Origin of the sequence: Halobium salinum, assembly GCF_026586625.1 — an archaeon.
In the GTDB taxonomy this organism is placed as follows: domain Archaea; phylum Halobacteriota; class Halobacteria; order Halobacteriales; family Haloferacaceae; genus Halobium; species Halobium salinum.
On the sequence record NZ_JAODIW010000010.1, the window covers coordinates 349,191 to 373,638 of the forward strand.

Genomic DNA, 24,448 nt, shown 5'->3' on the forward strand with positions numbered 1-24,448 from the left:
CTCATACGCTCTCGCCCGCGGTCCGGCCGGCGACGTGGCCCGTCGCGAGCGACACGCCGCTGCCCGATTTCTCCGCCGCGAAGTCGGCGCCGCCGAGGACACCCCCGGCCGCGCGCAGGTTCTCGAACTGTGCCTCGCCGTCCGCGGTCGTCGGTCGCAACTCCCCGTCCGGGACGACCCCGAACCGGGCGAACGGGTGGTCGCCGAAGGCGTCCGCGCGCGACCAGTCGTACCGGTCCTCGCTGTGGGGGACGTAACAGTCGAAGACGGGTTCCATCACCCGCTCGCGCGAGGAGGTGATACCCTTCCCGACCAGTCCGCCGGTCGCGAGCACGAACTGCTCGGCGTGGTACGGCACCCGGTTGTTCTTGTGGTCGACGAGCACCGCGTTGATGCGGACGCTCCCGGCGTCCTCGTCGGTCTCCTCGCCCTCGTAGTCGACGACCGGGTTGCCGGTCGTCATCCGCACGCCGGCCTCGTCGAGCGCCGCGTAGAGGCGGTCTTCGAGGCGCATCCCCGGGAGCGACGGCGGCCCCATCGGCACCTCGAACACGTCGACGCCGAGGCGGTCGGCGAGGTCCTCCCGCACGGTCGCGGGCTGCTCGTCGCCCAGGAGGGCGGGGAAGCCGACGCGTTCGGCGCCCGAGGACTCGACGTGGTCCTCGAGGCGGGAGACGAGTCGCCGTCGGGCGGCCTCCTCGTCTCGGTCCAGCGCCCGGGCGTAGCGCGTCACTTTCGCGTCCGCCCGGAACCGAATCGGGAACCTGACCTGGACGCCCTCCACGTCGAAGGGGACGCCGGCGGCGCGGAGGTGCTGGGCCGCGAGCGGCGCGTCGAAGTCGGTCAACCCCTCGAAGCCGACGAGGAGCATCGACCGGTCGTCGCTGGCGACGCCCGCTGCCGCAGAGACGGGGTAGCGGGCGGTCGGCTTCACCGTCCCGCCGTGGGTGGGAAGAAGCGCGTTGGCGTCGGTGTGGCTCCCCACGTACAGGTCGCCGGCGACCTCGTCGAACAGGTCGAACGCTTCGCGGACGGCGTCGTCGCCGACGACCGAGTACGGGTGGTCGTCGGGGAGGACCGAAAGCGCGTCGTAGGGGTTCGCGACCGGTCCCGAGGAGCGACCGCCGGTGTCCGACCCGGAGCCGTCGGTGCCGCCCTCGACGTCCCCGCTCGTGTCGCCGTCGGTGCGCTCTGGGACGTACCCGAGCAGGTCGACGAGCCCCGAAGCCTGCCGAAACGTCGGCTTCCTGTAGGAGACCAGTCGAACCGAGGCGCCGGTCCGCGCCGCCGACAGCGCCGCCGTCGCGCCGGCCATCCCGCCGCCGACGACGAGCACGTCCTCACGAATCGGCATCGTCGACCTCCTCTCCGGCCTCGTCCCGAATCGGCCGACCGCCGTCCGCGGTGGCGTCCGTCCGCCCCGTATCGCCACCCTCGCCGGCGTCGACGTCGACGGCGTCGGGACCGGCGTCGAAGGCGGCGTAGTCGACCGGGTCGTCCAGTCGCGCGGGGTCGCCGTCGGCGTTCATCGTCGTCGCGTGGAGCGCGTACTTCAGCATCGCCTGCGAGAGCTGTTCGCCCCACAGCGCGTGGCGTTCGCCCTTCCAGCGCTCGGCGTACAGCTCGTCGTACGCCTCGCGGACGACCGGCTCGTCGTAGTTCGGGTACAGTTCGGCGGCCATCCGCGAACAGCAGAACGCGCCCTGACAGTTGCCCATCGAGGCGCGGGTCCGGAGCCGAGCGGCGTTGAGGTCGGTGCCCGAGTCCGAGAGCGCGTCCGCGAACTCGGCGCGGGTGACGGCCTCGCAGTTGCAGACGACCGGGTTCGGCCCCTGCCAGTCGCCGAGCACGGACTCGGCCTTGGAGCCGAGGCGCTGGCTGCTGCGCCGACCGATGGGCGAGCGCAGACCGAAGGCGTCCATGTAGTCGTCGAGCACCGCCGCGTCTTCGCTTCCCGGCAGGGGTTCGTCGGCGGTTCGACAGTCGGCGTCGACGCCGAACAGTTCGCAGACGTGGTCGGATATCTTCTCGGCCATCAGGCGGTAGGTGGTGAACTTCCCGCCGACGATGCTGGTCATCCCGGGCAGGTCGTCGCGCTCCCCGTGGTCGAGCAGGAAGAAGTCCCGCGTGATGTCCGTCGGGTCCGTCGTGCCGGTCCCCGGCGGCTCGTACAGCGGTCGGACGCCCCAGAACGACCGGATGGTGCGAGCGTCCTTCAACATGGGCACGAGTTCGGAGAGGGTGTCTATCATCAGGTCGACCTCCCACCCCTCCTCGGGGTAGTCCTCGGGGTCCTCGACCTCCTCGTCGGTCGTGCCGAGGATGCAGGCCGTCTCGTGTGGGACGATGATGTCGGCGTCGCCCTTCGGTCGACAGCGGTTGACGACGGTATCGACCTGCCGGCTGTTCATCACGACCATCACGCCCTTCGAGGGGCGTACTTCGACGTCGACGCCCGCGAGGTCGCCGACCTGCCCGGCCCACGCCCCGGTCGCGTTGACGACGTGGTCGGCGTACAGCTCCTCGGTCTCGCCGGGTTTGCCGTGGACGCGCGGGCCGGAGCCGGACTTGTGTTCGACCTCGACGCCGACGACCTCGCCGTCCTCGACGAGCACGTCGGTCACTTCCGAGTGCGTCTCGACCCGCGCCCCGTGTTCCTCCGCGCTCGCGGCGTTAGCGACACAGAGCCGGAAGGGGTCGACGGCGCCGTCCGGGACGCGGATGGCGCGTTTCACGTCCTTGGCGAGGTACGGCTCCATCTCGCGGGCCTCGCGGCCCGAGAGCACCTCGGCCGGGATACCACAGTCGCGACAGCCCTGTAGCTTCTCTTCGAAGTACGCGTCGTCGTCCTCGGCCTTCTGGACGAACAGCCCGCCGGTCAGTTCGACGCAGTGACTGGCGATGCGCCGGAGGACGCGGTTCTCCTGGATACACTCCCGGGCGCTCGCCTTGTCGGAGACCGCGTATCGGCCGCCGCTGTGGAGCAGTCCGTGCATCCGCCCCGTCGTCCCGTGTGTCAGGTTTCCTTTCTCGACGAGCGTCACGTCGAACCCCCGCATCGCGAGGTCCCGGGCGACGCCACAGCCCGTCGAACCGCCCCCGAGCACGAGGACGGTCGGTGCGGTAGTCATCAGGTACGAGAGTCGAAGGGGGCTGGTCACTTCACTTTACCTCCCCACTGGGGGTCGGCAGTAAATAACTAGTCAGTGCGTGTGAATGTTTTGCACGTTCGGGGCGTTCGCGGTCGACTTCGTCGTCGAGACACGACAAATTTCGCCGGAGAACGGTCGGAAACCGTGAGTGACGAGTAAAGTTTATGATGGTTGTACATGCTCTTTACGCTAGCGGCGGGTCCATCGATAAAGAAGGGGCGCCGCCATCACGAGGTACACCAGACATGACAGAGCAATACGTCGGCGCGATCGACCAGGGAACGACGGGGACGCGGTTCATGGTGTTCGACCACGAGGGACAGGTCGTCGCCAACGCCTACGAGAAGCACGAGCAGGTCTACCCCGAGCCGGGGTGGGTCGAGCATCGCCCGATGGAGATCTGGGAGAACACGCAGTCGGTCATCGAGACCGCACTGGAAAACGCCGGACTCTCGGCCGACCAACTCGCCGCCATCGGCATCACCAACCAGCGCGAGACGACTCTCCTGTGGGACGCGGAGTCCGGCAAGCCCGTTCACAACGCCATCGTCTGGCAGGACCGGCGGACGACCGACCGCGTCGAGACGCTGGAGGCGGAGGACAAGGTCGAGTGGGTCCGCGAGAAGACCGGCCTCGAGGCGGACGCGTACTTCTCGGCGACGAAAGCCGAGTGGCTGCTCGACAACGCCGACCCGGTGAAGATGCAGCGCGCCCGGCCGGCGGACGTACGCGACCGGGCGGCCGAGGGTGAGGTGCTCTTTGGCACCATCGACACGTGGCTCATCTACAACCTCACCGGGAACCACATCACGGACGTGACGAACGCCTCGCGGACCATGCTGTTCAACATCCACGACATGGCGTGGGACGACGAACTCTGTGCGGAGTTCGACGTGCCGATGGAGATGCTCCCCGAGGTCCGCCCGTCCAGCGACGACGACTACTACGGCCACACCGACCCCGACGGATTCCTCGGCGCCGAGGTTCCCGTTGCTGGGGCTCTCGGCGACCAGCAGGCCGCGCTGTTCGGCCAGACCTGCTACGACGAGGGGGACGCGAAGAACACCTACGGCACCGGGTCGTTCTTCCTCATGAACACCGGCAACGAGGCCGTCACCAGCGAGCACGGGCTCCTCACGACCGTCGGCTTCCAGCGCACCGGCGAACCCGTACAGTACGCCCTCGAAGGCGCCATCTTCGTCACCGGCGCCGCTATCGAGTGGCTGGAGGACGTCGACCTCATCGAGAACGCCGCACAGACCGAGGAGCTCGCACGCTCCGTGGACTCCACCGACGGCGTCTACGTCGTCCCGGCGTTCACGGGCCTCGGCGCCCCCCACTGGGACCAGCGCGCCCGCGGCACCATCGTCGGAATGACCCGCGGCACGCGGAAGGAACACATCGTCCGCGCCACCCTCGAATCCATCGCGTTCCAGACGCGCGACGTGATGGAGGCGATGGAGGCCGATTCGGGTATCGAGATGAACGACCTCCGGGTCGACGGCGGTGCGGTGAAGAACAACTTCCTCTGTCAGCTCCAGGCGAACATCCTCGACACGACCATCGTCCGCCCGCAGGTCGACGAGACCACGGCGCTCGGGTCGGCGTACGCCGCCGGCCTCGCCGTCGGCTACTGGGAGACGATGGACGAGCTTCGGGACAACTGGCAGGTCGACCGCGAGTTCGAGTCCGACTCCGACGCCGAGGGCGTCGAGCGCCGCTACGGCCGCTGGAGCGAGGCCGTCGAGCGCTCGAAGGACTGGGCGCGCGACGACGACGGGGGTGAGTAGGGATGTCGACGGTCGGTACGGTCGCGACGGTTCCGGTGCAGGTCGACATCGGCGCCCTCCTCGACCCGACCATGCTCCTGGCCGCCCTCGCGGGCGGGGCGTTCGGCGCCGCACTCGGCGCGCTGCCGGCGTTCATCTTCACCGGGTTCATGGTCGTCTACGGGCAGACCGCCGAGTACCTCAACCCGGACTCCGCCGCCATCACCGGCGCAATCGCGTTCGGTCCGGTGTTCTCGCCGGCCATCAGCTTCGCCGGTGGGGCGGCAGCGGCAGCGTACGCCGCCGACCGCGGCTACATGGACTTCGGCTTCGACTATCACGAGGCGAAGAACATCGCCGCCGCGCTCGGGACGCGCCCGGACGTGCTCGCCGTCGGCGCCGTCTTCGGCGTCTTCGGCTACTGGGTCCAGACGCTCTCGGCCCAACTCGCCCTCCCGTGGGACGGCATCGCGCTGGGGGTCACGCTCTCCGCGCTCGTCCACCGGGTCGCCTTCGGCTACGACATCGTCGGGAAGGCCCGTGGCGACGGCGTCTTCGACATGTCGCCGTTCGCCCGCGAGGAGATGCGGGTGCTGAGCGAACCCGCGACACAGAGCGACACCGAGCGCGAGTCGGCGACCGACGGCGGAGCGGCCACCGCGAAGCAGCGCCTCGCGGTCGAGCCGTGGCTCCCCCACCAGTACGAGTGGAGCGGGGTCGCCGCCATCGGTCTGGTCGCCGGGACGCTCGGAGCGTTCATCTGGGCCTCGACCGGGATGCCGTTCCTCGCGTTCGGTATCAGCGCCGCGAGTCTGGTGTTCCTCAACTGTGGGGTGGAGAAGATTCCGGTGACCCACCACATCACCATCATGGGGAGCGCCGGCGCCTGGGCGTTCGTCGGCGGCGCGCCGCCGGAGACGGTCGGCGCGCTCGTCATCGTCGTCGGCGCGGTGTTCGGCCTCATCTCGGCGCTCGTCGGTGAGGCGTTCCAGCGGGTGTTCTACGCCCACGCCGACACCCACTGGGACCCGCCCGCCGCCGCCATCGTGATTACGTCGTTCCTCATCGCGGTGCTGCACATCGTCGGAGTGCTCGCGGGGTCGGCCTACATGCCGACGCTCGGCCTCTGAGGCGGCTCGCCACCCCGCGCTCGCCCTCCCCACTGCCCATCGAACCATGGACATCGACGAACGGATATCCAGGCGCCTGCGTACGGACACGGAGCCGCAGCTCGTCGTCGACTACGAGGCCCTGAGTCCCGTCTCTCATCCGGCGGAGCCGACCGGGCGCGGTCCGGCGCTCGAACGCGTACTCGACCACCTCGACCCCGCGTTCGACGACCGGCTTCCGTCGAACGCCTACGTGTACGGGCCGAAGGGGTCGGGGAAGTCGGCGATTCTGAGCGCCCTGTTCTCGCGGTTGGTCGGGTTAGGAGCACGCTCGCGACGAACGATTCCGACGACGACGCGGAGCGCCCCGCCCCCGTCCGGCGTGGAGTTCGCCTACGTCGACGCCCGACGGGCGAAGAGCGACTTCGCGCTCTCGCACGCGCTGCTCGACGCGCTCGTCGACGAGCGCGTCCCGGAGCAGGGACTCGGGGTCGAGCACCTCCGTGAACGCCTCCGCGAGCGACTCGGCGACGACCGACGCGTCGTCGTCGCGGTCGACCACTTGGGCGAACCCGAGACCCGGAGCGTCGCCGACGTCGCGGCGATGTTCGAACCCCTCTCGGCGTCGTGCTCGTGGGTCGGAGTCGGCCGTGCGGAGCCGAGCGCCGTCGACGCCGCGCCGACCGCCACGGTCGAACTGCCACCGTACCGGCCACACGGGCTCACCGACGTGCTCACCGCCCGCACGTCTCGGGGCCTCGCGCGCCACGGCATCTCCCACGAACGCATCCGTCGGGTCGCGGAGTGGGCCGACGGGGACGCCCACGACGCACTCGCGGCCGTGTTCGGTGCCGCCGACCGGGCGGCCACGGCCGGACGCGAGGCCGTCGACGACACCGACGTCGAGACCGGCATCGACGCCGTCCCGCGCCCCTGTGTCTCGCTCGGGCGCGTGTTCGCACTCCCGGCGAACCGCCGACAGGTGCTCGCCACGCTCGTCGAACTGAGCGACGAGCAGCGTCGGTCCGTGCGCGACGCCGCGGGCGCCATCGCGGCCGCCGAGGGCGTCGACCTCTCGGAGGCGACCGTGACGCGCATCCTCTACGAACTCGCGGAGGTCGGCGTCGCAGAACGCGTGACGCAGGAACGCACCGGACAGGGTCGGCCACCGAGCCGGCTCGAACCGCGGTTCCCGACGGCGGTGTTCCGGCGGCTGTTCGCGCTCGGCGTGGAGTGAGCGCCGGGCCCCACAGTCTGGCTGGGTCACACCCTATCGAACGCCTTTTGGTCCGCTCGGGAGTGGTCCCGAGTATGATCGTGCTTGGCCTCGACGGGGCGACGTTCTCGCTGATACGTCCCTGGGCCGACGCCGGCGAACTCCCCGCCTTCGCCCGGCTGTTCGAGGAGAGCGTCAGCGGCCCGCTCGAGAGCACCGTCCCCGAAGTCACCGTCCCCGCGTGGCCCGCCTTCGCCACCGGTCGCGAACCGTCGGTACTCGACATGTACGGGTTCACGCACTTCAACCGCGACACGAAGGAGCTGGACCTGAGCCACGACGAGTTCGTCCCCGGGAAGATGTGGGACGCGGTCTCCGACCAGGGCGGGCGCTGTGTCGTGTTCAACATCCCCGGCTCGTACCCGTGGCAGGCCATCGACGGGACCATCGTCGCCGCCGCTCCTGAGTACAAAGACTCTTACTCGCATCCGCCGGAGGCGTGGGACGAGCTACAGGACGTGGTCGGGGAGTACAAACTCCGCAACGACGAGCGCCCCGGCTCCCGCGAGTACGTCGACCTGTCGCTCTCGCTGGTGGACAAGCGCTTCGACGGGTTCGAACACTTCGTTCGAAAGGAGGAGCCGGAGCTCGCGGTCGGCCTGATTCGGGCGACCGACCGGGTCGCCCACCACTACTGGGGACCGGACGACACGCCGCCGGCGTCGACGGAGAACGCCATCTTCGAGGTGTACCAGCGCGTCGACGAGCGCCTCGGCGAGTTCCTCGACGCTCACGGGGACGAGGACGTACTCCTGATGAGCGACCACGGCTTCGAGAAGGTCCGCCGGAAGTTCGCGCCCAACCGCGCCCTGCAGGACGCCGGCCTCGTCTCGCTCTCCGACGGCGGCGGCGACAACACGAAGGCCTTGCTGGGGAAGGCTCGACTGGCCGCCCGAGAGGCGCTCTACCGAACCGGCCTGCTCACCGCGGTGCGCCAACTCGTCCCGGAGAGCGCGTTGACCGGGATTCCCGACGGCTCGGCGCTCGGGCTGGACAACGCCATCAACCTCGGGCGCGTCGACTGGGCGCGGACGCGAGCCGTCGCCGACATCGGCCAGAAGTCGACGCTCGTGTACACCTTCGCCGACGACCCCGACGAGATAGCCGCGGTCTGTGACGAGGCCGAGTCGGCCCTCCGCGAGGCGGCCGAGTCGGTCGGCCTCGACGTGCGCTTCGACCGGCTGCGTCGAGGGGGTCCACACACCCCCGACCTGACGATGGTCATCGAGACGCCGCGGGTACACGCCTCCTCGCGACTGGACGTGGACGACCTGCTGTTCGACGCCGACACGTCGGGCCACGCTCGCGACGGCATCCTCTTCGCCCGCGGCCCGTCGTTCCGCGACGGGACGGTCGAGGGCGCAAGCCTGACCGACCTCGCGCCGACCATCCTCCACGCGCTGGGGTACGAGATTCCGGCGAGCGCGGCCGGCCGCGTGCTCGACGTGTTCGACACGGGGAGCGACCCCGCCAACCGCGAGCCTGCGTACTACGACTTCGTCGGCGGCGACGCGGTAACGGGCGCAGAGGGCGGCGTCTCCGGCGACGAGGACCGCGAGGACGAGGTGAAAGACCGCCTGCGCGAACTCGGGTATCTGGAGTAACTCGTCGACGATGGCGGGCGTCTGGAGTGACTCGTCGATGGGGGGTCACGCGTGAAAGTCGGCGCCGAGGTGTCGAAGCGGTTCGTCACCAACGTCGGCGGCACCCTCGCCGGGTTCGTCGGGACGGCCGTCATCGGCTACACGCTCGGCGAGGAGGGGCTCGGGAGCTACGCCATCTTCCTCTCGCTACAGATGCTGCTCGCGGCCGCCGTCTCCTTCGGCCTCTACAACACGGTGACGAAGCTGGTGAGCGCAGGCGGGAACCGGGCGCGCCACTACACCAGTGGCGTCCTGTTCGTGCTCGGGGGGACGGCCGTCTCGGCGGTCGTCGCCGTCACGCTCCGCGGACGCATCGACCGCGTCATCGGCGTCGACGGAGCGCTGTTGCTCCCGCTCGGTGTGCTCACGTACGGCCTCTTCCGTCTCACCGGCGCCTTTCTCGAAGGGGAGGGTCGAGTCGCGCTCGCGGGGCTCGTCGAGAACAGTCGCTACCTCGTCATCGTCGCGATTCAGCTCGTCCTGCTGCTGGGACTGGAGTGGGGCGTCCGGGGTCTCATCTGGGGGCTCGTCGCCGGACAGTTCGTCACCTTCCTCGTCGCGTACGCCTACGCTCGGGTGGTGCCGGCCCGGCCCTCGCGGGCGCTGTTCTCCGAGTTCGTCGACTTCTCGAAGTTCGCGTACCTCCAGACGATGAGCAGCCAGCTGTTCAAACACGCCGACTACGTCCTGCTCGGCGCGTTCGTCGGCCCGGGTGCGGCGGGCATCTACAAGGTGTCGTTCACGGTGACGGAGGCGGCGATGCTGTTCTCGGCGGCGCTCTCCCGGGTGTCGTTCCCGGAGTTCTCCCGGCTCACCGCCGAGGAGCGCGCCGAGAAGGTCAGGAACCTGTTGGGGAAAGCCACGTCGTACGCCGGCCTGTTCGCGCTCCCCGCGCTGGCGGGCGGCGCCGTCGTCGGCAACGACCTGCTCGCGACGCTGTTCGGTGTCGACCCGGGAACGGTCGTCCTCCCCGTGCTCGGGACGGTCGGACAGGGGAACGTCCTCGTCGTCCTGCTCGCACTCGCGAACCTGGCGAACGGCTTTCGCTCGTCATTCGAGTCGTACTTCCTCGGCACCGACCGTCCGCAGGTGGCCGCCGCGAGCTCCGTCCTGCTCATCCTCGTCTACGGCGCCGTCTTCTACCCGCTGGTGCGAGCGTTCGACGCGGCGGGGCTGGCGGTGACGACGACGCTCGCCTTCGCTGTCAGCGTCGCGTACCTGGTTCACCGGCTCGACTACCCCATTCCCGGCGAGGCGCTCCGGGACATCGCCACGCAGGTCGCGGCGGCGCTCGTGATGGCGGTGGTCGTCGTGGTGGTGACAGGACTGCTGGGTGGGGCGGCCGGCCCGGTCCGGCTGGCGGCCGTGTTGACCGTCGGCGCGGCGACTTATTTCGCGTCGCTCGTCACGCTCAACGAACGCATCCGGAACGACGCCGTCTGGGTGTTACGGGACCTCGCGGCGGAGCGCGGCGGCGGGAGTTGAGGCCTCCGAATCACAAGGCTTATTCGCCGGATAACAGTTGTTCCGCCCAATGAGTCTGCGCACAGAGAGCGACGGGGAGGTCGGCTACGCCGACCGCACCCTGGACTATCTCGAACGCCGCCCCTACGTCCCCGTGGGGCTCGCCATGACGGCGATCATGGCCGTCATGCTCTGGATTCGGCTCCTGCCGTACGACCGGTTCGTCCGTGCCGACGGCGAGGTGCTGTTCTCCGGTAACGACGCCTGGTATCACCTCCGAGAAGTGAGCTACACCGTCCGGAACTGGCCGTCGACGATTCCGTTCGACCCGTGGACCTACTTCCCCTACGGGACGAGCACGGGCCAGTTCGGGACGCTGTACGACCAGCTCGTCGCGACGGCCGCCCTCGTCGTGGGTCTCGGGAGTCCGAACCCGGAGCTCGTCGCGAAGACCCTGCTCGTCGCACCCGCCGTCTTCGGCGCGCTCACCGCGATTCCGGTGTACTTCCTCGGGAAACGTCTGGGTGGCCGCGCGGCCGGGCTGTTCGGCGCCGCCATCCTGATGCTCCTTCCGGGTACGTTCCTCCAGCGCACCCTCGTGGGCGTCTCCGACCACAACGGGGTCGAGCCGTTCTTCCAGGCGCTGGCCGTGCTCGCACTCGTCGTCGCCTTCGCGGTGGCCGAGCGCGAGAAGCCGGTCTGGGAGCTCGTCCAGGCCCGGGAGGTCGACTCGCTCCGCCGGCCGCTCCTCTTCGCGGCGCTCGCCGGCGTCGCCGTCGCGATGTACATGTGGGTGTGGCCGCCGGGTCTCCTGCTCATCGTCATCACGGGCATCTTCCTCCTGCTGAAGATGACGAGCGACGTGGTCGGCGGCGACACGCCGGAGCCCGTCGGCATCGTCGGCGCCGTCGCGATGACCGTGACGGGGCTCCTCCTGCTCGTGCCGATCGAGACGCTGAACCCGTCGCCGACGCGGTTTTCGATTCTCCAGCCGTTGCTCGCCTTCGCCGTCGCCTTCGGGGCCGTCTTCCTCGCCGCGCTCGCCCGGTTCTTCGAGGGCCGCGACACCGAGACGACGTACTACCCCGCCGCGGTGTTCGGCATCCTGTTCGTCCTCGCCGGCCTGCTCGCGGTCGTCACGCCGGAGTTCTTCAGTCTGCTCCTGAACAACCTCCTGCGCATCGTCGGGTTCAGCGCCAACGCGGCGACCCGCACCATCGCCGAGGCCCGACCGTTCCTCGACCCCAACCGGCTCCAGCGCTTCGGCAACATCTCCCGGACGGAGATGATCTATCGCGAGTACGGGATGGCCTTCTTCACCGCCGCGCTGGCGGCCATCTGGCTCGTGATTCGGCCGCTGGTCCGCGACGGCGAGACCCGCGAGTACACGTACGTCGGCGCCGGGCTCGCGACCGTTCTCCTCATCTTCCTCGCGCCCGGCCTGCTCTCGGCGATCGCCGGCGTCGTCGGCGGCGACCCCCAGGTGCTCGGCCTCGCCATCGTGACGGCGCTGCTCGTCGGCGCGGTCGTGCTCGCGCGGTACGACGCCGAGGTCCTGTTCGTCGTCGTCTGGGCGGGCTTCATCACCGCCGCCGCGTTCACGCAGGTGCGGTTCAACTACTACCTCGCCGTCGTCGTCGCCGTGCTGAACGCGTTCCTGCTCGGCGAACTCCTCCGCGTGCTGGACCTGACGGGCTCGGTCGCCCGCGCCCGGGACAACGCCGACGCGCTGAAGGCGGTCGCCGTGGTCGTCGTCCTCGTCGTCGCGCTCGTCCCCGGCATGGCGGTGTCGCTCGCCGCGAGCGGCTCCGGCGGCGGGGGCCAGGGGATGCAGCTCACCACTCCGGCCCACCAGACGGCGAAGTTCCACGGCCCCGGCGCGGTCACGCAGTGGGACGGCTCGCTGGACTGGATGAGCAACAACACGCCCGCCGTCGGTGAGTACGGCGGCGCCGACAACGCCGGCGAGTTGGACTACTACGGCACCTACCAGGAGCCCGCCGACGGTAACTACGACTACCCGGACGGCGCCTACGGCGTGATGTCCTGGTGGGACTACGGCCATTGGATCACCGTCGAGGGCGACCGCATCCCGAACGCCAACCCGTTCCAGCAGGGCGCGGTGCAGGCCGCGAACTACCTGCTCGCCCCGAGCGAGTCCCAGGCCGAGGACGTGCTCCGGAGCTACGAGAACGACGCGGAGGGCGAGGGCAACCAGACGCGGCTGGTGATGGTCGACTGGCAGATGACGACCGTCGGCCAGAAGTTCGGCGCGCCCATCGTCTTCTACGACGCCGAGGAGAACGTCGGCGCCAACGACTTCTACTACCCCGTGCTGCGTCAGAACCAGCAGGGCGGCGCCTCCTTCGGCTTCTGGATGCACAAACAGCGCTACTACGACAGCCAGATGGTCCGGCTGTATCAGTACCACGGGAGCGCGATGGAGCCCCAGCCCATCGTCGTCGACTGGGAGACCCAGACGTTCCAGGGCCAGAGCTACCGCGTGCTCCCGGCCGGAAACGGGAGCCAGCCGGTGCGGACGTTCGACAACATGAGCGCGGCACGGGCCTACGTCGAGCAGGACGGCAGCGCGCAGGTCGGCGGCTTCGGGCCGTACCCCGAGGAGCGCGTCCCGGCGCTCGAACACTACCGGCTGGTGAAGTCGAGCGAGTCGACCGCGTACGACTCACGAGGATTCGTCAATAGCCTGGTCGGGGTGCAGCGGTCGCTCGGGCTTCCGTTCCAGCCCCAGCTGTTCACCCAGACGACGCCGAGTTGGGTGAAGACGTTCGAACGCGTCCCCGGCGCGACGGTCGAGGGGAGCGGCGCCCCGGCCAACGCGACGGTGACCGCGACGGTGCAGATGAACGTGCCGTCGTCGAACTCCACGTTCACCTACCGCCAGCAGACGCAGGCGGACGCACAGGGGAACTTCGAGTTCACGCTCCCGTACTCCACGACGGGCTACGACCAGTACGGTACGGAGGAGGGGTACACGAACACGAGCGTGCGGGCGACGGGCCCGTACTTCGTCGCCTCCGAGCCGACCGTCAACGAGAGCGGCTACGGCGTCCGCTACGCCTCGAACGCGAGCGTCCCCGAGGGCCAGGTCGTCGGAGCCGAGGACGGGCCGGTGACGGTCGAACTCGAACGTGACACCCGCCCGCCGGCGAACGCCGGCAACGGCTCCGCCGGGAACGCGAGCGCGGGTAACGCGACTGCGGGCGGCGCCGGGAACGCCTCGACCGGGAACGTCACCGAGGCGGCGACGAACGGCTCGAACGCGTCAAGCTTGGACGGAGGCGCGGTGACGACCGGCGAGTCGAGTTCCGCCGGAACGACTGGCTTCGTCTCCGTCCTCACCGCTGGACTGGCCGTGCTGAGCACGGTCTGGGTGGTCTGAGCCGATGGCCGTCGACCTCCGCTCGTGGCTCGTCGTGTACGCCAAGGGGTTCTGCATGGGCGCCGCCGACGCCGTCCCCGGCGTCTCCGGCGGCACCATCGCCCTCATCACGGGCATCTACGAGCGGCTGATCGACGCCATCACCGCGGTCGACGCCGACAACGTTCGGCGGTTCCTGGGCGGGCTCACCTCGGACCGAGACGAGGCGCTGGCCGCGCTCCGGGAGATGGACGTGCTCTTCCTCCTCGTGCTCGGTTCCGGGCTCGTCACGGCGGTCGTCGCCATCGCGAGCACCCTCGAGCACGCGGTGGAGACCGCGCCGGTCCCGACGTTCGGCTTCTTCTTCGGCCTCATCGCCGCGAGCGCCGCGGTGCTGGTCGGCGAGGTGTCGGTCGGGACCGCCCGCCGAAAGCTCGCCGCCGTAGTAGGGTTCCTACTGGCGTTCGTCGTCAGCGGGGCCGCGGAGACGCTCATCCCGGAAGGGAGCGTCGTCGTGGTGTTCTTCGCCGGGATGATAGCCATCAGCGCGATGATTCTCCCCGGTATCTCGGGGTCACTGCTGCTCCTGATTCTCGGGCAGTACACGTTCCTCACCGGGTCGCTCAGCGCGTTCAAGGACGGCGTGTTCGGTCTCCTGCTCGGAACGAACGGCCTCGACGCGCTGACCGAGAGCGGCGCCGTCGTGGTGTCGTTCCTCGTGGGAGCGGTCATCGGCCTGCTGACCATCTCCCGCGTCGTCGACTGGGCGCTGGAACACTACCGTGACGCGACGTTTACGTTCCTCATCTTCCTCATCGTCGGCGCGCTGCGGGCGCCGGTGGTCCAGACGAGCACCCGACTCGCCGAGCAGGGTCGCGTCTGGAGCCTCGACCTCGTCGGGGTGTTCGCCGGTGCGGCCGTCGTCGGCGCCGTCGCCATCGTCCTCGTCGACCGCTACGCCGGGGACATCGACCTCGGCGAGGACGAGTCGGACCCGGAGATGGACCCGGAGGACGTCGCGTCGGGCGACGACTGATTCGGTCGGGAAAGCGGACTCGAAAACAGTTCTATCGACGCGTCCCGCTCGACTCGTCTCTTCCCTCTCTATCCCGCTCTTCGGAACCGGTGGTTCTCGAACCTTCGTTTCCGACCCTTGTCTCCGGGCCTTCGCTCCCGGTCTTCGTTTCGGGCCTTCGCTCCCGGTCCTCGTTTCGGGCCTTCGCTTCCGACCCCTCGGTTTCGTGCCTCGCTCTCGAAGCGCTCCGTCCTCACTCGCGCGGGACCGCGATGTTCCGTACTTCGCCCCCACACGATTCGCACTCGGTGCGGGAGTCCACGCTCGTCTCTCGCTCGCCACAGTCGTAACACTCGTAGTACCCTCGCTTCGGACTGTACGGGTCTACCGTCGTGTTGTTGATTGCCACGGTAGCTTTCGGCGTGCTTTGGTGGTTAAGGGTTATCCTGAGAGTACCTATGTCTACACTAGGCCATAATACGCATAGATATTAACGTTCGTCCACTTTTGCGCCAATCGGCGGTTCTTCGTGCCTGCCAGGTGGTTCTCCGCGGCCGCCAAGTGGGTCCTCGTGCCCGTCGGGAACCTCACGACGTCCTCGCTCTGCCGTCCGTACGCTACTCCACGCGTCGAGCGACCGTGACGAACGTCTCTCGGCGGGATTCCGCGGCCTCGACGGCGAGCCCGGCGTCGGTCTGCATCGAGACGGCGTCGCCGAGGTCGTAGCGTTCCTCGCGGGGTGGACCGTCCTCGCCGTCGCCCGAGGCGCTCCAGTCGACGGTGACGAGTCGACCGCCCGGTCGGAGGATACCCCGGACGGTCGACAGCGACTCGGCGGTTGCGTACTCGTGGAACGTCATCGTCGAGAACGCGGAGTCGAGGCTCGCGTCGTCGAACGGGAGGTCTGCCACGTCGGCGGTGACCGTCTCGACGTTCTCCGGCAGGCCCTTCTCGCGGTACAGGTCGTGCATCTCCGCCTGGACGTCGACCGCGTAGCAGGTCGCGACGAACGGGGCCACGTCGTCGGTGTAGAACCCGGTTCCGGAGCCGAGGTCCGCGACGACGGCATCGGAGTGGACCGCGAGCAGCGAGAGCAGTTCCTCCCGGGAGCAGTACCGGTACCGAAAGGGGTCTTCCAGCGCGTCGGCGCGGTCGACGTCGAAGGTGTGAAATCCCATGACGGGTGGTGGACCCGGAGCGGGATATAGCTGTACGGGGCGGTTCGGTCCGGTCCGGTTCGGTCCGGTTCGGTTCGGCCCGATTCAGTTCGTCCGGTTCAGTCGAGTTGAGAACCCGGAGCAGGGGTCCGGAGTCCCGGAACAGAGGGCCGAAGTAGGAGCGCCTCGACCGACTCCGGGGAACAGCGTTATATCGGTGGCGAACGCTCCCACGCCCATGAGTGACCCCGACCCCGAACTCCGGCGCCCGACCGACCGGACGTGCGAGCGCTGTGGCCGCGAAGAGATGTGGCGCGACGGGAGCTGGCGCGTCGCCGAGGTCGACGGCGAACGCCGCGTGGGGAGCGTCTACTGCGTCCACGAGTGGGACATCAACGGGACGTTCGTCCCGTTCGACGACGGCTCCGGACGGCCGGCCGGGTCGGCCTGACGCCGAGAGACCCCTGGACCACGCGTGCCGACCGTCTACATCACCGCGCCGCCCGAGGCGGCCGACGACATCGCGCGAACGCTCGTCGAGGAGCGACTGGCAGCCTGCGTCAACCGGGTGGACTGTCGCTCCGTCTATCGCTGGGAGGGAAGCGTCCACGACGACGAGGAGGTAATCCTCCTCGCGAAGACGACCGCCGAGGGGTACGAGGCGCTCTCGGTGCGCGTCGTCGAACTCCATCCCTACGACGTCCCCTGTATCGAGCGGTTCGACGAGGACGACGTACTACCCGCGTACCGGGAGTGGCGTGACACGGCCGTCGAAGACGAATCCGGCGACGGCGTCGGCGACGGCCGGACCAGCGACGGCCGGACCAACGACGCCGACAGGACCGGCGACGACGGTGTTGGCGACGACGACGGTGTTGGCGACGACGACAGAGCCGGCGGCGTCTGACTCGGCTCCCGGCTCCGGTTAGCGCTCGGTGGATTCGACCCGGTCGAGCACCGCCTGGCCCCCCTCGAGGTCGGCGAGCGCCGCGAGCGTGCCGTCCATGTGAGCGTCGTCGAGCACCGTGTCGGCCGACTCCTTCGCGCGCTCGTCGGCGTTAGAGACGGCGTAGGAGGTCCCGACGACCTCGAACGTCGTCACGTCGTTCTCGCTGTCGCCGATGGCGACGAACTCCCGGACGTCCAGTCCGAGCACCTCGGCGGCGGTGGTGAGGCCGTCACCCTTCGAGACGCCGGGCGTCTTCACGTGGTAGGCGTAGCCGGTGTCGTACACCTCCAGCCCATGGTCGGCCGCGACCTCCCGGAGGAGGGTTTCGTCGCCGTCGACGTGGACCGCTACCTCCGTCTCGCGCCAGCGGTTCACCGTGTCGGCGGCGCCCCACCCGAGCGCCCCCCCGCGCGATTTGTACTCCTCGACCGCCGAGCGAGCGCGCTCGCGGTCGCCGGTGTAGGTGAGTTGGTCGTCGACGAGCACGACCCCGCCGTTCTCGGCGACGGCTCGCTCCGGAATGCCGAGGAAGTGACAAAGCGAGACGGGGTAAGGAAACGCCTTTCCCGTGGTGAGGACGACCGGGGCGTCCCATTCGGGCAGCACCTCGAACACCCGCGGGTCGACCCCGTCGCCGTGCGGTCGGGTGAGCGTACCGTCGATGTCGAGCGCGAGCGGAGGTGTCACACCGCTGCCTTGGGCGAGACGCGTGAAAAGTCCAGCCGCCGCCGAGCGGAGAGTCCGGGGTGGCCGCGGAGTCGTGTGGCCGTAGGGTCGCGTGCCCGCGGAGACGTGTGGCCGTAGGGTCGTGTGCCCGCGGAGACGTGTGATGTCCGGGCTGTCGGCCGCCGGATGACGTGCCGGTGGTCGTCAGCCGTCGTCAGTCGCTCCGTGAATCACTCCTCCTCGAAGACGCGCTCGACCTCGGCGAAGGAGTCGAGCACGTAGTCCGGTTCCACGTCGGCGGCGTCGAGCGCCGCCTCGAGTTCCGTCTCGCGGACGATTCCCGTCAGGACGAGCGCCGTCGTCATCCCGGCCCGGGCGCCGAGCGCGATGTCGGTGTCGAGTCGGTCACCGACGACGAGACACTCGTCGGCCGGAACGCCGAGACGGGAGAGGGCCATGTCACGGGCGTAGTCGGAGGGCTTCCCGAGGACGATGTCGGGCTCTCGTTCGGCGACACCGGCGACGGCCCGGACGATGGCGCCGGATCCGGGGACGGGTCGGTCCGCCCCGGGAATCGTCACGTCCGGGTCGGTGCCGACGAAGGCGACGTCGTCGGCTCCGGCGTCCCCCGTCGCTTCGGTGGCGGACGAGGCTGTCTCGTCACCGACCGACGGCACCTCGGCTCGGCCGCCCGAGAGCGCCCAGAGGGCGTCGGTGAGTCGGTCGTAGTCGAATCCCCGGTCGACGCTGACGACGACAGTCTCCGCGGCGTCGGGTTCGTCGACCACGCGGAGCCCGGCGTCTGCCAACTGCTCTCGGAGCCCCGACTCGCCGACGAGGAACACCGCCTCGTCGGGTCGGTGCTCGGCGAGGTACGAGACCGTCACCGTCCCGGAGGTGAGCACCTCGTCGGGGTCTACGTCGAACCCGGCGTTGGCGAAACGCTCGGCGTATGCGGTCGGCTTCTTCGTCGGGTTGTTCGAGCAGAACAGCCGCCGGACGCCCCTGTCCGCGAGCGCGGTTGACCCAACGTCGGCGCCGGGAATTGGGTCGCTACCCCGGAGAATCGTCCCGTCTACGTCGAGGATGGCACCGGTAATCGGCATACCCCGGGATAGGGTGGGGCCACGATTGAACGCTTTGTGTGTAGTGGTAACGTTAAACACACCAGGTGACGTAGAGACCACCATGGTCGAACCACCGTCTCCGGGGACCGGTGGAGGTCGGCGAGCCGACGGTAGCGGTTCCGATGCGACCGGTGGTGTCGGCACCGGTGAGGTCGGTGTCGGCGAAGTAGACGGCGTCGTCAGGCTCGATGGAGTCGGTACCGTCGGCCACTGTGCCTGTGGCGTCGTCGGGCTCGTACTGACGCTGCTCGCGCTGTTCGTCGGCTACGCTACCGTCGTCACCGTCTCCGAGGCTGTCCCGCTCCTGTCGACGACGTTCATCGTGTTCGCGACCGTGTTCGTCTGGGTCGCCCTCTGGCTGGCGCTGGACGCGGCGCTCGTCCGTGTCCGGCGACCGGGCCGACCGGTCGCGTAGCGGCGGTTTGCCCATCGAGACCGCCGGTCTGTCGGTATCGGCTGATTTCTCGACGTCGATAGGTCTCTCGACATCGGTCGACCGACGCCGGTTGGCCGCCGTCCGAACCGTTCGAGCGAGAGCGCTGTCCTGTCCGGTAGAGGCAGAGGAAGCGAGCGGGAGGCAGAGGAAGCGAGCGGGAGGCAGAGGGAGCGAGAGAGTGAAGTCGAATCTGAGGAGGAGTGGGACAAAAGTAAACGAAGTCGAGGAGGAGTGGGACAGAAGTGAACCGGAAGTCAGGAGCTGAAACCAACAGAACGATTACCTCACCCTCCTCAGTTCGACGTAGTGACCGCGACGCAGCTCACCCAGGTGCAGATCGACAACTACGGGCCGTGGACGGTGACGCCGGAGCCTCGTCGGGAGATGGACCTCCAGACGCTCCAGTCCCGGCTGTTCGCCGACGTGGCCCAGTTCGTCGGGAGCCGCGACGGCTACGTGTTCTTCACTCGCGCGGACAACATGGTGGCCGTGACCAACGGACTCGACCGCGAGGACCACGCGCTGCTCCAGGAGTCGGTGCGCAACCGCTACCCGGTGACGGTGAGCCTCGGAACCGGCGTCGACCCGGTACCGGCGACGGCGCTGGAGACGGCGAGCCGGGGCCTCCAGAACGCCGGAAGCGCACAGGACGGCGAGCGTACGGAAGTGCTCACCGGCGAGTTCCTGACGGAGTCCTCACCCGCCGACCTGCAGATTTCTCACTTCGACGTCAACGACGCGACCACGAAGTACACCGACCGCCTCAACGAGTTCGACACGTTTGTCGAGATCGAACAGGGGTACGCCTCGCTGATGCGTCACCTCCGGGAGGACCACGGCGGCCTCTCCTTCTTCGTCGGCGGCGACAACATCATCGCCGTGACGCCGAGCCTCGACGAAGCCGACTACCGTGCGGCCATCGACCACGTCGAGCGCGACGCCGGCGTCTCGTTGAAGGTCGGCGTCGGCGAGGCGGTCTCGGCCCACGAGGCTGGCATGGCGGCGAAGCACGCGCTCGAAACCTGTCGGTACGACGGAACCGCAGTCGAGTTCGCCTCGGACGCCCACACCGCGACGGAGTGAGTCGTCGCGCAGGTGGTCGTCGGTATCGTGGTTCGGACGGTGGTTGGCATCGCCGGTATCGTGGTTCGGACGGTCGTCGGCGCCGTCGGCATGGCGTTGGGACGGTCGTCAGCATGGTGGCTTGGACTGTCGTCAGCCCGGTCGACGAGAGTAACCGGGTCGACCCGCATCACGAAACGCCCAGTTTAACTGACGTGACCGTCGGGGAGTCCGACCCCAACGGGTGACCGGGTTTTTGCAACGGGTGCAACCGTCTGCAACGGCGATACGGCTTTATTCTCTCCGCGGGTGGACGCTCAATCTGTACCATGAGCATCATCGACCGAGCGAAATCGATCGTGAGCGGTAGTCAGGACGACACCTTCCGGTACCAATGCACCTCGTGCATGGAGATATTCGACTCCGAGGAGGCCCACATGGGCAAGGTCTCTTGCCCGCAGTGTGGTGATCGGAACGTTCGCGACTTCGCGTGAGCGCTCCGGCCCCACACAGCCTCCCTCGACTCTCGTCGACACCCCCGACGCCGCGTAGTCACTACGGCCTCCCACGGGCACTATCGCTCCCGAGGTCTCGGTCCGCGTTCAGCGCACCTCTTTCTGCCATCACTTGAGAGTCCGTGACACGTCGAGTGCCGCTCGCGGTTCTCCGATGCATCGAACCCCCACACCTGTCGAGACGCGAGTCGGTCGACCGACGAGGCGGTGGGAGTCGCTCACACCCCACGTTTCCGTCGTTACTGCGGCGGGTGAGCCGTCGGTCCGCCACGGCCGGTCGATGGTCAACCCCAGATTGTCGCTTCTCACTCACCGGGTACCTTTTGCTTCCCACTCACCGGGCACCTATTCTATCTACCTCGTCCATTCCTAACCCAATCGCTCCCCCTCACCCTACCTCACCCTCCTTGCTCCTGCTCTCCGTTTGCTTCCACCCTCGGTTTGCTTCCACTCGCCGATTGCTGTCCCGTATAACCACCCACCCCCCGTGTTTCCAACGTTCTCGCGTGGGAGGGGGAGGGGGTCGAACGCCGTGCAACTCGTTCGCCGAAACGAACGAAGAAGTTCTCGGATTACCCCCGATACTCCGGGTATAGGGCCGTTACTCCCCGTACAATCCATCTGTGCCTCGGTTGGGAACCGGACGCCGGAAACGACGGAAACACGGGGTGGGTGTGTTCGTTCTCTCTAGCCCCTCACTCGTATTCAGTTACGACGGAAACGCGGGGTGGGGGAGTCGAATAGGCTGTGAAGCGTGGAGTCGTTTCACCCAGTTTAGTTCGGACTCTCTCGTCGTCGACTCCGCTACGTCGCTCCAGCCTTCCGGAAGAAGACAAACGAGTGAGTGAGAGAATAGGGAGAACAGAGAGGTGGTAATGATGTCTGCGAGAGAGAGAGAGAAACGGAGAGAGAGTAAAATAGAGCAGCGATACGAAACCGAGGAGAGCTCGGTCGAACGGCGGAAGCTCGGCTATCCGCGTGCGAGTCCGAACAGACCTTATCGGACTTCTTTCGACGACTCGGGAGGAATTACGACGGAAAGACGGTGCGTGGATACCACCGGGCTTTTGTACCCTCTTCTCGGTACACTGAACAATGCATCCTCCGGAGGGGACGGGTTCACTCTCTCCGTCTCTTTACACCGACGGCGGACAGGATATCGCACGGGAGATATTCGAGCAGGAAGACCACATCTTCGCGGACAAGGACCTGCTCAACGTCGACCACGTCCCGAGCGCCGAGCGCATCGTCGGTCGCGACGACGAGATTCGAAAACTCGCCGAAGAGCTCCGGAGTGCAGTCGACGGCCACTCCCCGGAAAACGTCATCATCTACGGAAAGACCGGGACGGGAAAGTCACTCGTCGCGAAGCACGTCAGCACCAGCGCGCAGGGACTGGCGAAGGAGGGCGTGAGCATCGGGACGGCCTACATCGACTGCTCGACGGACAACACCGAGACACAGGCCATCTCCACGCTCGCCCGCGAGTTCAACGAACCCGAGCGGACGGACGTCGACGTGCCGGAGACCGGACTCGCCACCGCCGTCTACTACAAGCGACTCTGGGCAGTTCTCGATATCCTCTACGACGTGGTCATCGTCGTCCTCGACGAGGCCGACATGATGGCCAGCGACGACCTGCTGATGAAGCTCTCGCGGGCCGGCGAGACGGGCAACACCGACGCCCATATCGGGGTCATCGCCGTCTCGAACAAGGTCGAGTGGGCCGACGACCTCAACGAGCGCGTCAAGTCCAGCCTCCAACCCAAAGAGCTCGCCTTCCAGCCGTACGACGCCACTCAGCTCCGCGAAATCATGGAGAATCGCCGCGACGCCTTCGAGGACGGCGTGCTCTCGGAGGACGTCATCCCGCTCTGTGCCGCCTTCGCCGCACAGGACTTCGGGGACGCTCGGAAGGCTATCGACATCCTCCGGCACTCCGGGCAGCTCGCGTACCGGCAGAGCGACGAACAGGTCGTCGAGTCACACGTCCGGGAGGCCCGCACCGAGGCCGAGAAGGACCGCTTCAAGGAACTCATCGAAGGGCATCCTCAGCAGGCGAAGGCCATCCTCCTCGCGCTCTCGTTGCTCTCCGCGAACTCCGAGAAAGACGAGTTCCAGTCGCAACTCGTCTACCGCCAGTACACCAACATCGCGGAGAAGATCGACATGGACTCCCTCTCCGACAGACGGTTCCGTGACATCCTGAAGGAGCAGGCGTTCCTCGACATCATCGACGTGTGGAAGGAGAACCTCGGTCGCTCGGGCGGTATCAACCTCTACTGTCGGCTCATCGAGAACCCCGAAATCGTCGTGGAGATCATCAGCGGAGACCCACGGTTCGAAGGGCTGTCGCTGGTGAATGCGGCGACTCCGTCGGAGAACTGACGACCGCAATTTTCTCGTTCGGGCAGGAGAATTGTGAACCACGGTCGCTCCGCTCGCTTCACTCGGTCCTCCCCGATTCAACTTCTCCTCGGCATAAGGAACACATCGGACTCAAAGGGGACGAACACACGAGGTGCTCGTCGTTGAGGTCCGATGAGGAAGTGGGGTCGGAGGGATTTGAACCCCCGATCGACTGATATCTCCGGTACGCCTCGGAACTCCAGAGGGTCGTCAACACGACCGATGATCAGTCGGTCGCTCGGTATATCAGTCTGGAGTGTCGTCCCGGGCGTTGCCTCTGGAGTCAGTCGCCATGCCGGGCTTGGCCACGACCCCTCGCCTTTGCGTACGGCGATTCCCCCTAAAGGGATTTCGGTTCGGCTATCTGTCGTCTGCGGCCCAGTCGCAGTCCTGACACTTGTACCCCGTCACGAACTCGGTGACGCTCGGCATGTATCCCACCGAGATGACGTTCCCACCACACTCCGGACACTCCCGGTCGGCGTCCTCGATGGGTTCGGCGTCCATGACGTCCTCGCCCTCGATAAGTTCCGCCAGCCGTTTCGGCGTCACCATCCGCCCCTGCACGACGCGGTTCTCCATACCGGCCGGTCTCCCGGGAGCCACCTAAGCCCTCTGACCTCGACGTCGCCGAGCGAACGTACGGTGGGCTATGTCGAGTCGGCCACCGGCCGGCACCTCCAAGTGGGGGACGAGTACGGCCGCCACCCACAAGGCCTTCTCCGTCGTCGTCTCGGGTGTATGGTGGACGTACTCGGTCACCTCGGAATGGCGATGCTCTGGCTCGCACCGGCGTGGTTCATCCTCGACCGCGAGAAGACCGCCGCCCTGTTCGTCGGAGTCGGCCTCTGGTTCGGGATGTTACCCGACGTCGACCTCGTGTTGAGCAATATCGCCCCGTTGGGGGTGAAACACCACGGCGTCTTCCACACCGTCCTAGTCGTCACGATACTGGCCGCGGTCATCGGCCCGCTGGTCGGAATCGCCCTGAAGAAGGCGCTCGGTGACTCCGACTGGTTCTCCGACCAGGCCGCGAACAACGCCACCGGGTTCGGCTTCGTGATGGTGTGGGTCGCCGGCGTCGCTCACGTCTTCGCCGACATGCTGTCGGCACCCGACATCGCGGACTCCGTTGAGCCGCTCTGGCCGCTCTACCAGCAGTCGTTCGGCATCGACGTCGTCTGGTACAACAATCCGTGGGCCAACTGGGGGCTGTTCATCGGCGGCATCCTCCTCAACGTCGCGCTGTGGGCGTGGGTGCGCCGGTCGGACCGGACGAACGGTCGGGCGACGGCCTGAACGGCGGCAGAACCCGAA

The 24,448-nt window shown here is 67.9% G+C and carries 21 protein-coding genes, 1 tRNA gene and 1 pseudogene; 15 read left to right on the forward strand and 8 right to left on the reverse strand.

Annotated features, from left to right (window positions below):
- Position 1: 1 nt before the first annotated feature.
- Positions 2-1,354: a glycerol-3-phosphate dehydrogenase subunit GlpB gene (gene glpB, locus N5095_RS20395; RefSeq protein ID WP_267625020.1), complete on the reverse strand. Its 1,353-nt coding sequence runs from the start codon at positions 1,352-1,354 to the stop codon at positions 2-4.
- Positions 1,341-3,131, reverse strand: coding sequence for an anaerobic glycerol-3-phosphate dehydrogenase subunit GlpA (glpA, locus tag N5095_RS20400; protein WP_267625021.1), 1,791 nt, complete (start codon positions 3,129-3,131; stop codon positions 1,341-1,343). The genes glpB and glpA overlap by 14 nt, the downstream gene beginning before the upstream one ends.
- Positions 3,132-3,397: 266 nt before the next feature.
- Between glpA and glpK the strand changes: the two genes are divergently transcribed.
- From glpK to N5095_RS20435, 7 genes are all read left to right on the forward strand, one after another.
- Complete coding sequence (glpK, locus tag N5095_RS20405; protein WP_267625022.1) at positions 3,398-4,942, forward strand: glycerol kinase GlpK; 1,545 nt, start codon at positions 3,398-3,400, stop codon at positions 4,940-4,942.
- 2 nt (positions 4,943-4,944) lie between these two features.
- On the forward strand, positions 4,945-6,051 hold the full coding sequence (locus N5095_RS20410; protein WP_465260824.1) for a DUF7973 family transport facilitator: 1,107 nt from the start codon (positions 4,945-4,947) through the stop codon (positions 6,049-6,051).
- Positions 6,052-6,097: 46 nt separating this feature from the next.
- Positions 6,098-7,267, forward strand: coding sequence for a Cdc6/Cdc18 family protein (locus N5095_RS20415; protein ID WP_267625023.1), 1,170 nt, complete (start codon positions 6,098-6,100; stop codon positions 7,265-7,267).
- Between the two features lie 74 nt (positions 7,268-7,341).
- Positions 7,342-8,910 carry an alkaline phosphatase family protein gene (locus N5095_RS20420; protein ID WP_267625024.1) on the forward strand — a complete coding sequence of 523 codons (1,569 nt, stop codon included), beginning with the start codon at positions 7,342-7,344 and terminating at the stop codon, positions 8,908-8,910.
- A 51-nt stretch (positions 8,911-8,961) separates the two neighbouring features.
- Positions 8,962-10,434 (forward strand): lipopolysaccharide biosynthesis protein, encoded by a 1,473-nt coding sequence (locus N5095_RS20425; protein WP_267625025.1) that lies wholly within the window; start codon positions 8,962-8,964, stop codon positions 10,432-10,434.
- Between the two features lie 49 nt (positions 10,435-10,483).
- Positions 10,484-13,816, forward strand: coding sequence for an oligosaccharyl transferase, archaeosortase A system-associated (locus tag N5095_RS20430; protein WP_267625026.1), 3,333 nt, complete (start codon positions 10,484-10,486; stop codon positions 13,814-13,816).
- A 4-nt stretch (positions 13,817-13,820) separates the two neighbouring features.
- Positions 13,821-14,831, forward strand: a complete 1,011-nt coding sequence (locus N5095_RS20435; RefSeq protein WP_267625027.1) for a DUF368 domain-containing protein — start codon at positions 13,821-13,823, stop codon at positions 14,829-14,831.
- A 232-nt stretch (positions 14,832-15,063) separates the two neighbouring features.
- Here the strand turns inward: N5095_RS20435 and N5095_RS22420 are convergent, their stop codons facing one another.
- Both N5095_RS22420 and N5095_RS20445 read right to left on the reverse strand, forming a co-directional pair.
- Positions 15,064-15,219, reverse strand: a complete 156-nt coding sequence (locus N5095_RS22420) for a rubrerythrin-like domain-containing protein (protein ID WP_267625028.1) — start codon at positions 15,217-15,219, stop codon at positions 15,064-15,066.
- A gap of 208 nt (positions 15,220-15,427) precedes the next feature.
- On the reverse strand, positions 15,428-15,988 hold the full coding sequence (locus N5095_RS20445) for a class I SAM-dependent methyltransferase (RefSeq protein ID WP_267625029.1): 561 nt from the start codon (positions 15,986-15,988) through the stop codon (positions 15,428-15,430).
- A 217-nt stretch (positions 15,989-16,205) separates the two neighbouring features.
- Between N5095_RS20445 and N5095_RS20450 the strand changes: the two genes are divergently transcribed.
- A complete protein-coding gene (locus tag N5095_RS20450; protein WP_267625030.1) occupies positions 16,206-16,418 on the forward strand; it encodes an HEWD family protein in 213 nt (70 codons plus the stop codon).
- Positions 16,419-16,442: 24 nt separating this feature from the next.
- Positions 16,443-16,742, forward strand: a pseudogene (cutA, locus tag N5095_RS20455) (divalent-cation tolerance protein CutA); the annotation flags it as partial.
- 150 nt (positions 16,743-16,892) lie between these two features.
- Here cutA and N5095_RS20460 read toward each other — a convergent pair.
- The gene (locus N5095_RS20460) at positions 16,893-17,603 is read right to left on the reverse strand and encodes a phosphoglycolate phosphatase (RefSeq protein WP_267625032.1); all 711 of its coding nucleotides are present in this window, start codon (positions 17,601-17,603) and stop codon (positions 16,893-16,895) included.
- Between the two features lie 209 nt (positions 17,604-17,812).
- Positions 17,813-18,688, reverse strand: a complete 876-nt coding sequence (locus N5095_RS20465; protein ID WP_267625034.1) for an HAD-IIA family hydrolase — start codon at positions 18,686-18,688, stop codon at positions 17,813-17,815.
- Positions 18,689-18,770: 82 nt separating this feature from the next.
- Between N5095_RS20465 and N5095_RS20470 the strand changes: the two genes are divergently transcribed.
- The 5 genes from N5095_RS20470 (at position 18,771) to N5095_RS20490 (ending at position 23,110) form a co-directional block, all read left to right on the forward strand.
- The gene (locus N5095_RS20470; protein WP_267625035.1) at positions 18,771-19,124 is read left to right on the forward strand and encodes a hypothetical protein; all 354 of its coding nucleotides are present in this window, start codon (positions 18,771-18,773) and stop codon (positions 19,122-19,124) included.
- Between the two features lie 7 nt (positions 19,125-19,131).
- Complete coding sequence (locus tag N5095_RS20475; RefSeq protein WP_267625036.1) at positions 19,132-19,410, forward strand: hypothetical protein; 279 nt, start codon at positions 19,132-19,134, stop codon at positions 19,408-19,410.
- A 41-nt stretch (positions 19,411-19,451) separates the two neighbouring features.
- Complete coding sequence (locus N5095_RS20480; protein ID WP_267625037.1) at positions 19,452-20,228, forward strand: GTP cyclohydrolase IIa; 777 nt, start codon at positions 19,452-19,454, stop codon at positions 20,226-20,228.
- Positions 20,229-20,536: 308 nt separating this feature from the next.
- Positions 20,537-20,701: a hypothetical protein gene (locus tag N5095_RS20485; RefSeq protein ID WP_267625038.1), complete on the forward strand. Its 165-nt coding sequence runs from the start codon at positions 20,537-20,539 to the stop codon at positions 20,699-20,701.
- Between the two features lie 1,116 nt (positions 20,702-21,817).
- A complete protein-coding gene (locus N5095_RS20490) occupies positions 21,818-23,110 on the forward strand; it encodes a Cdc6/Cdc18 family protein (protein ID WP_267625039.1) in 1,293 nt (430 codons plus the stop codon).
- 162 nt (positions 23,111-23,272) lie between these two features.
- Here N5095_RS20490 and N5095_RS20495 read toward each other — a convergent pair.
- Both N5095_RS20495 and N5095_RS20500 read right to left on the reverse strand, forming a co-directional pair.
- A tRNA-Trp gene (locus N5095_RS20495) sits at positions 23,273-23,446 on the reverse strand.
- A gap of 45 nt (positions 23,447-23,491) precedes the next feature.
- Positions 23,492-23,713, reverse strand: a complete 222-nt coding sequence (locus N5095_RS20500) for a DUF5795 family protein (RefSeq protein WP_267625040.1) — start codon at positions 23,711-23,713, stop codon at positions 23,492-23,494.
- Positions 23,714-23,872: 159 nt separating this feature from the next.
- On the opposite strand from N5095_RS20500, the gene N5095_RS20505 reads away from it, so the two are divergent.
- The gene (locus tag N5095_RS20505) at positions 23,873-24,430 is read left to right on the forward strand and encodes a metal-dependent hydrolase (RefSeq protein WP_267625041.1); all 558 of its coding nucleotides are present in this window, start codon (positions 23,873-23,875) and stop codon (positions 24,428-24,430) included.
- The last annotated feature ends 18 nt before the right edge of the window (positions 24,431-24,448 follow it).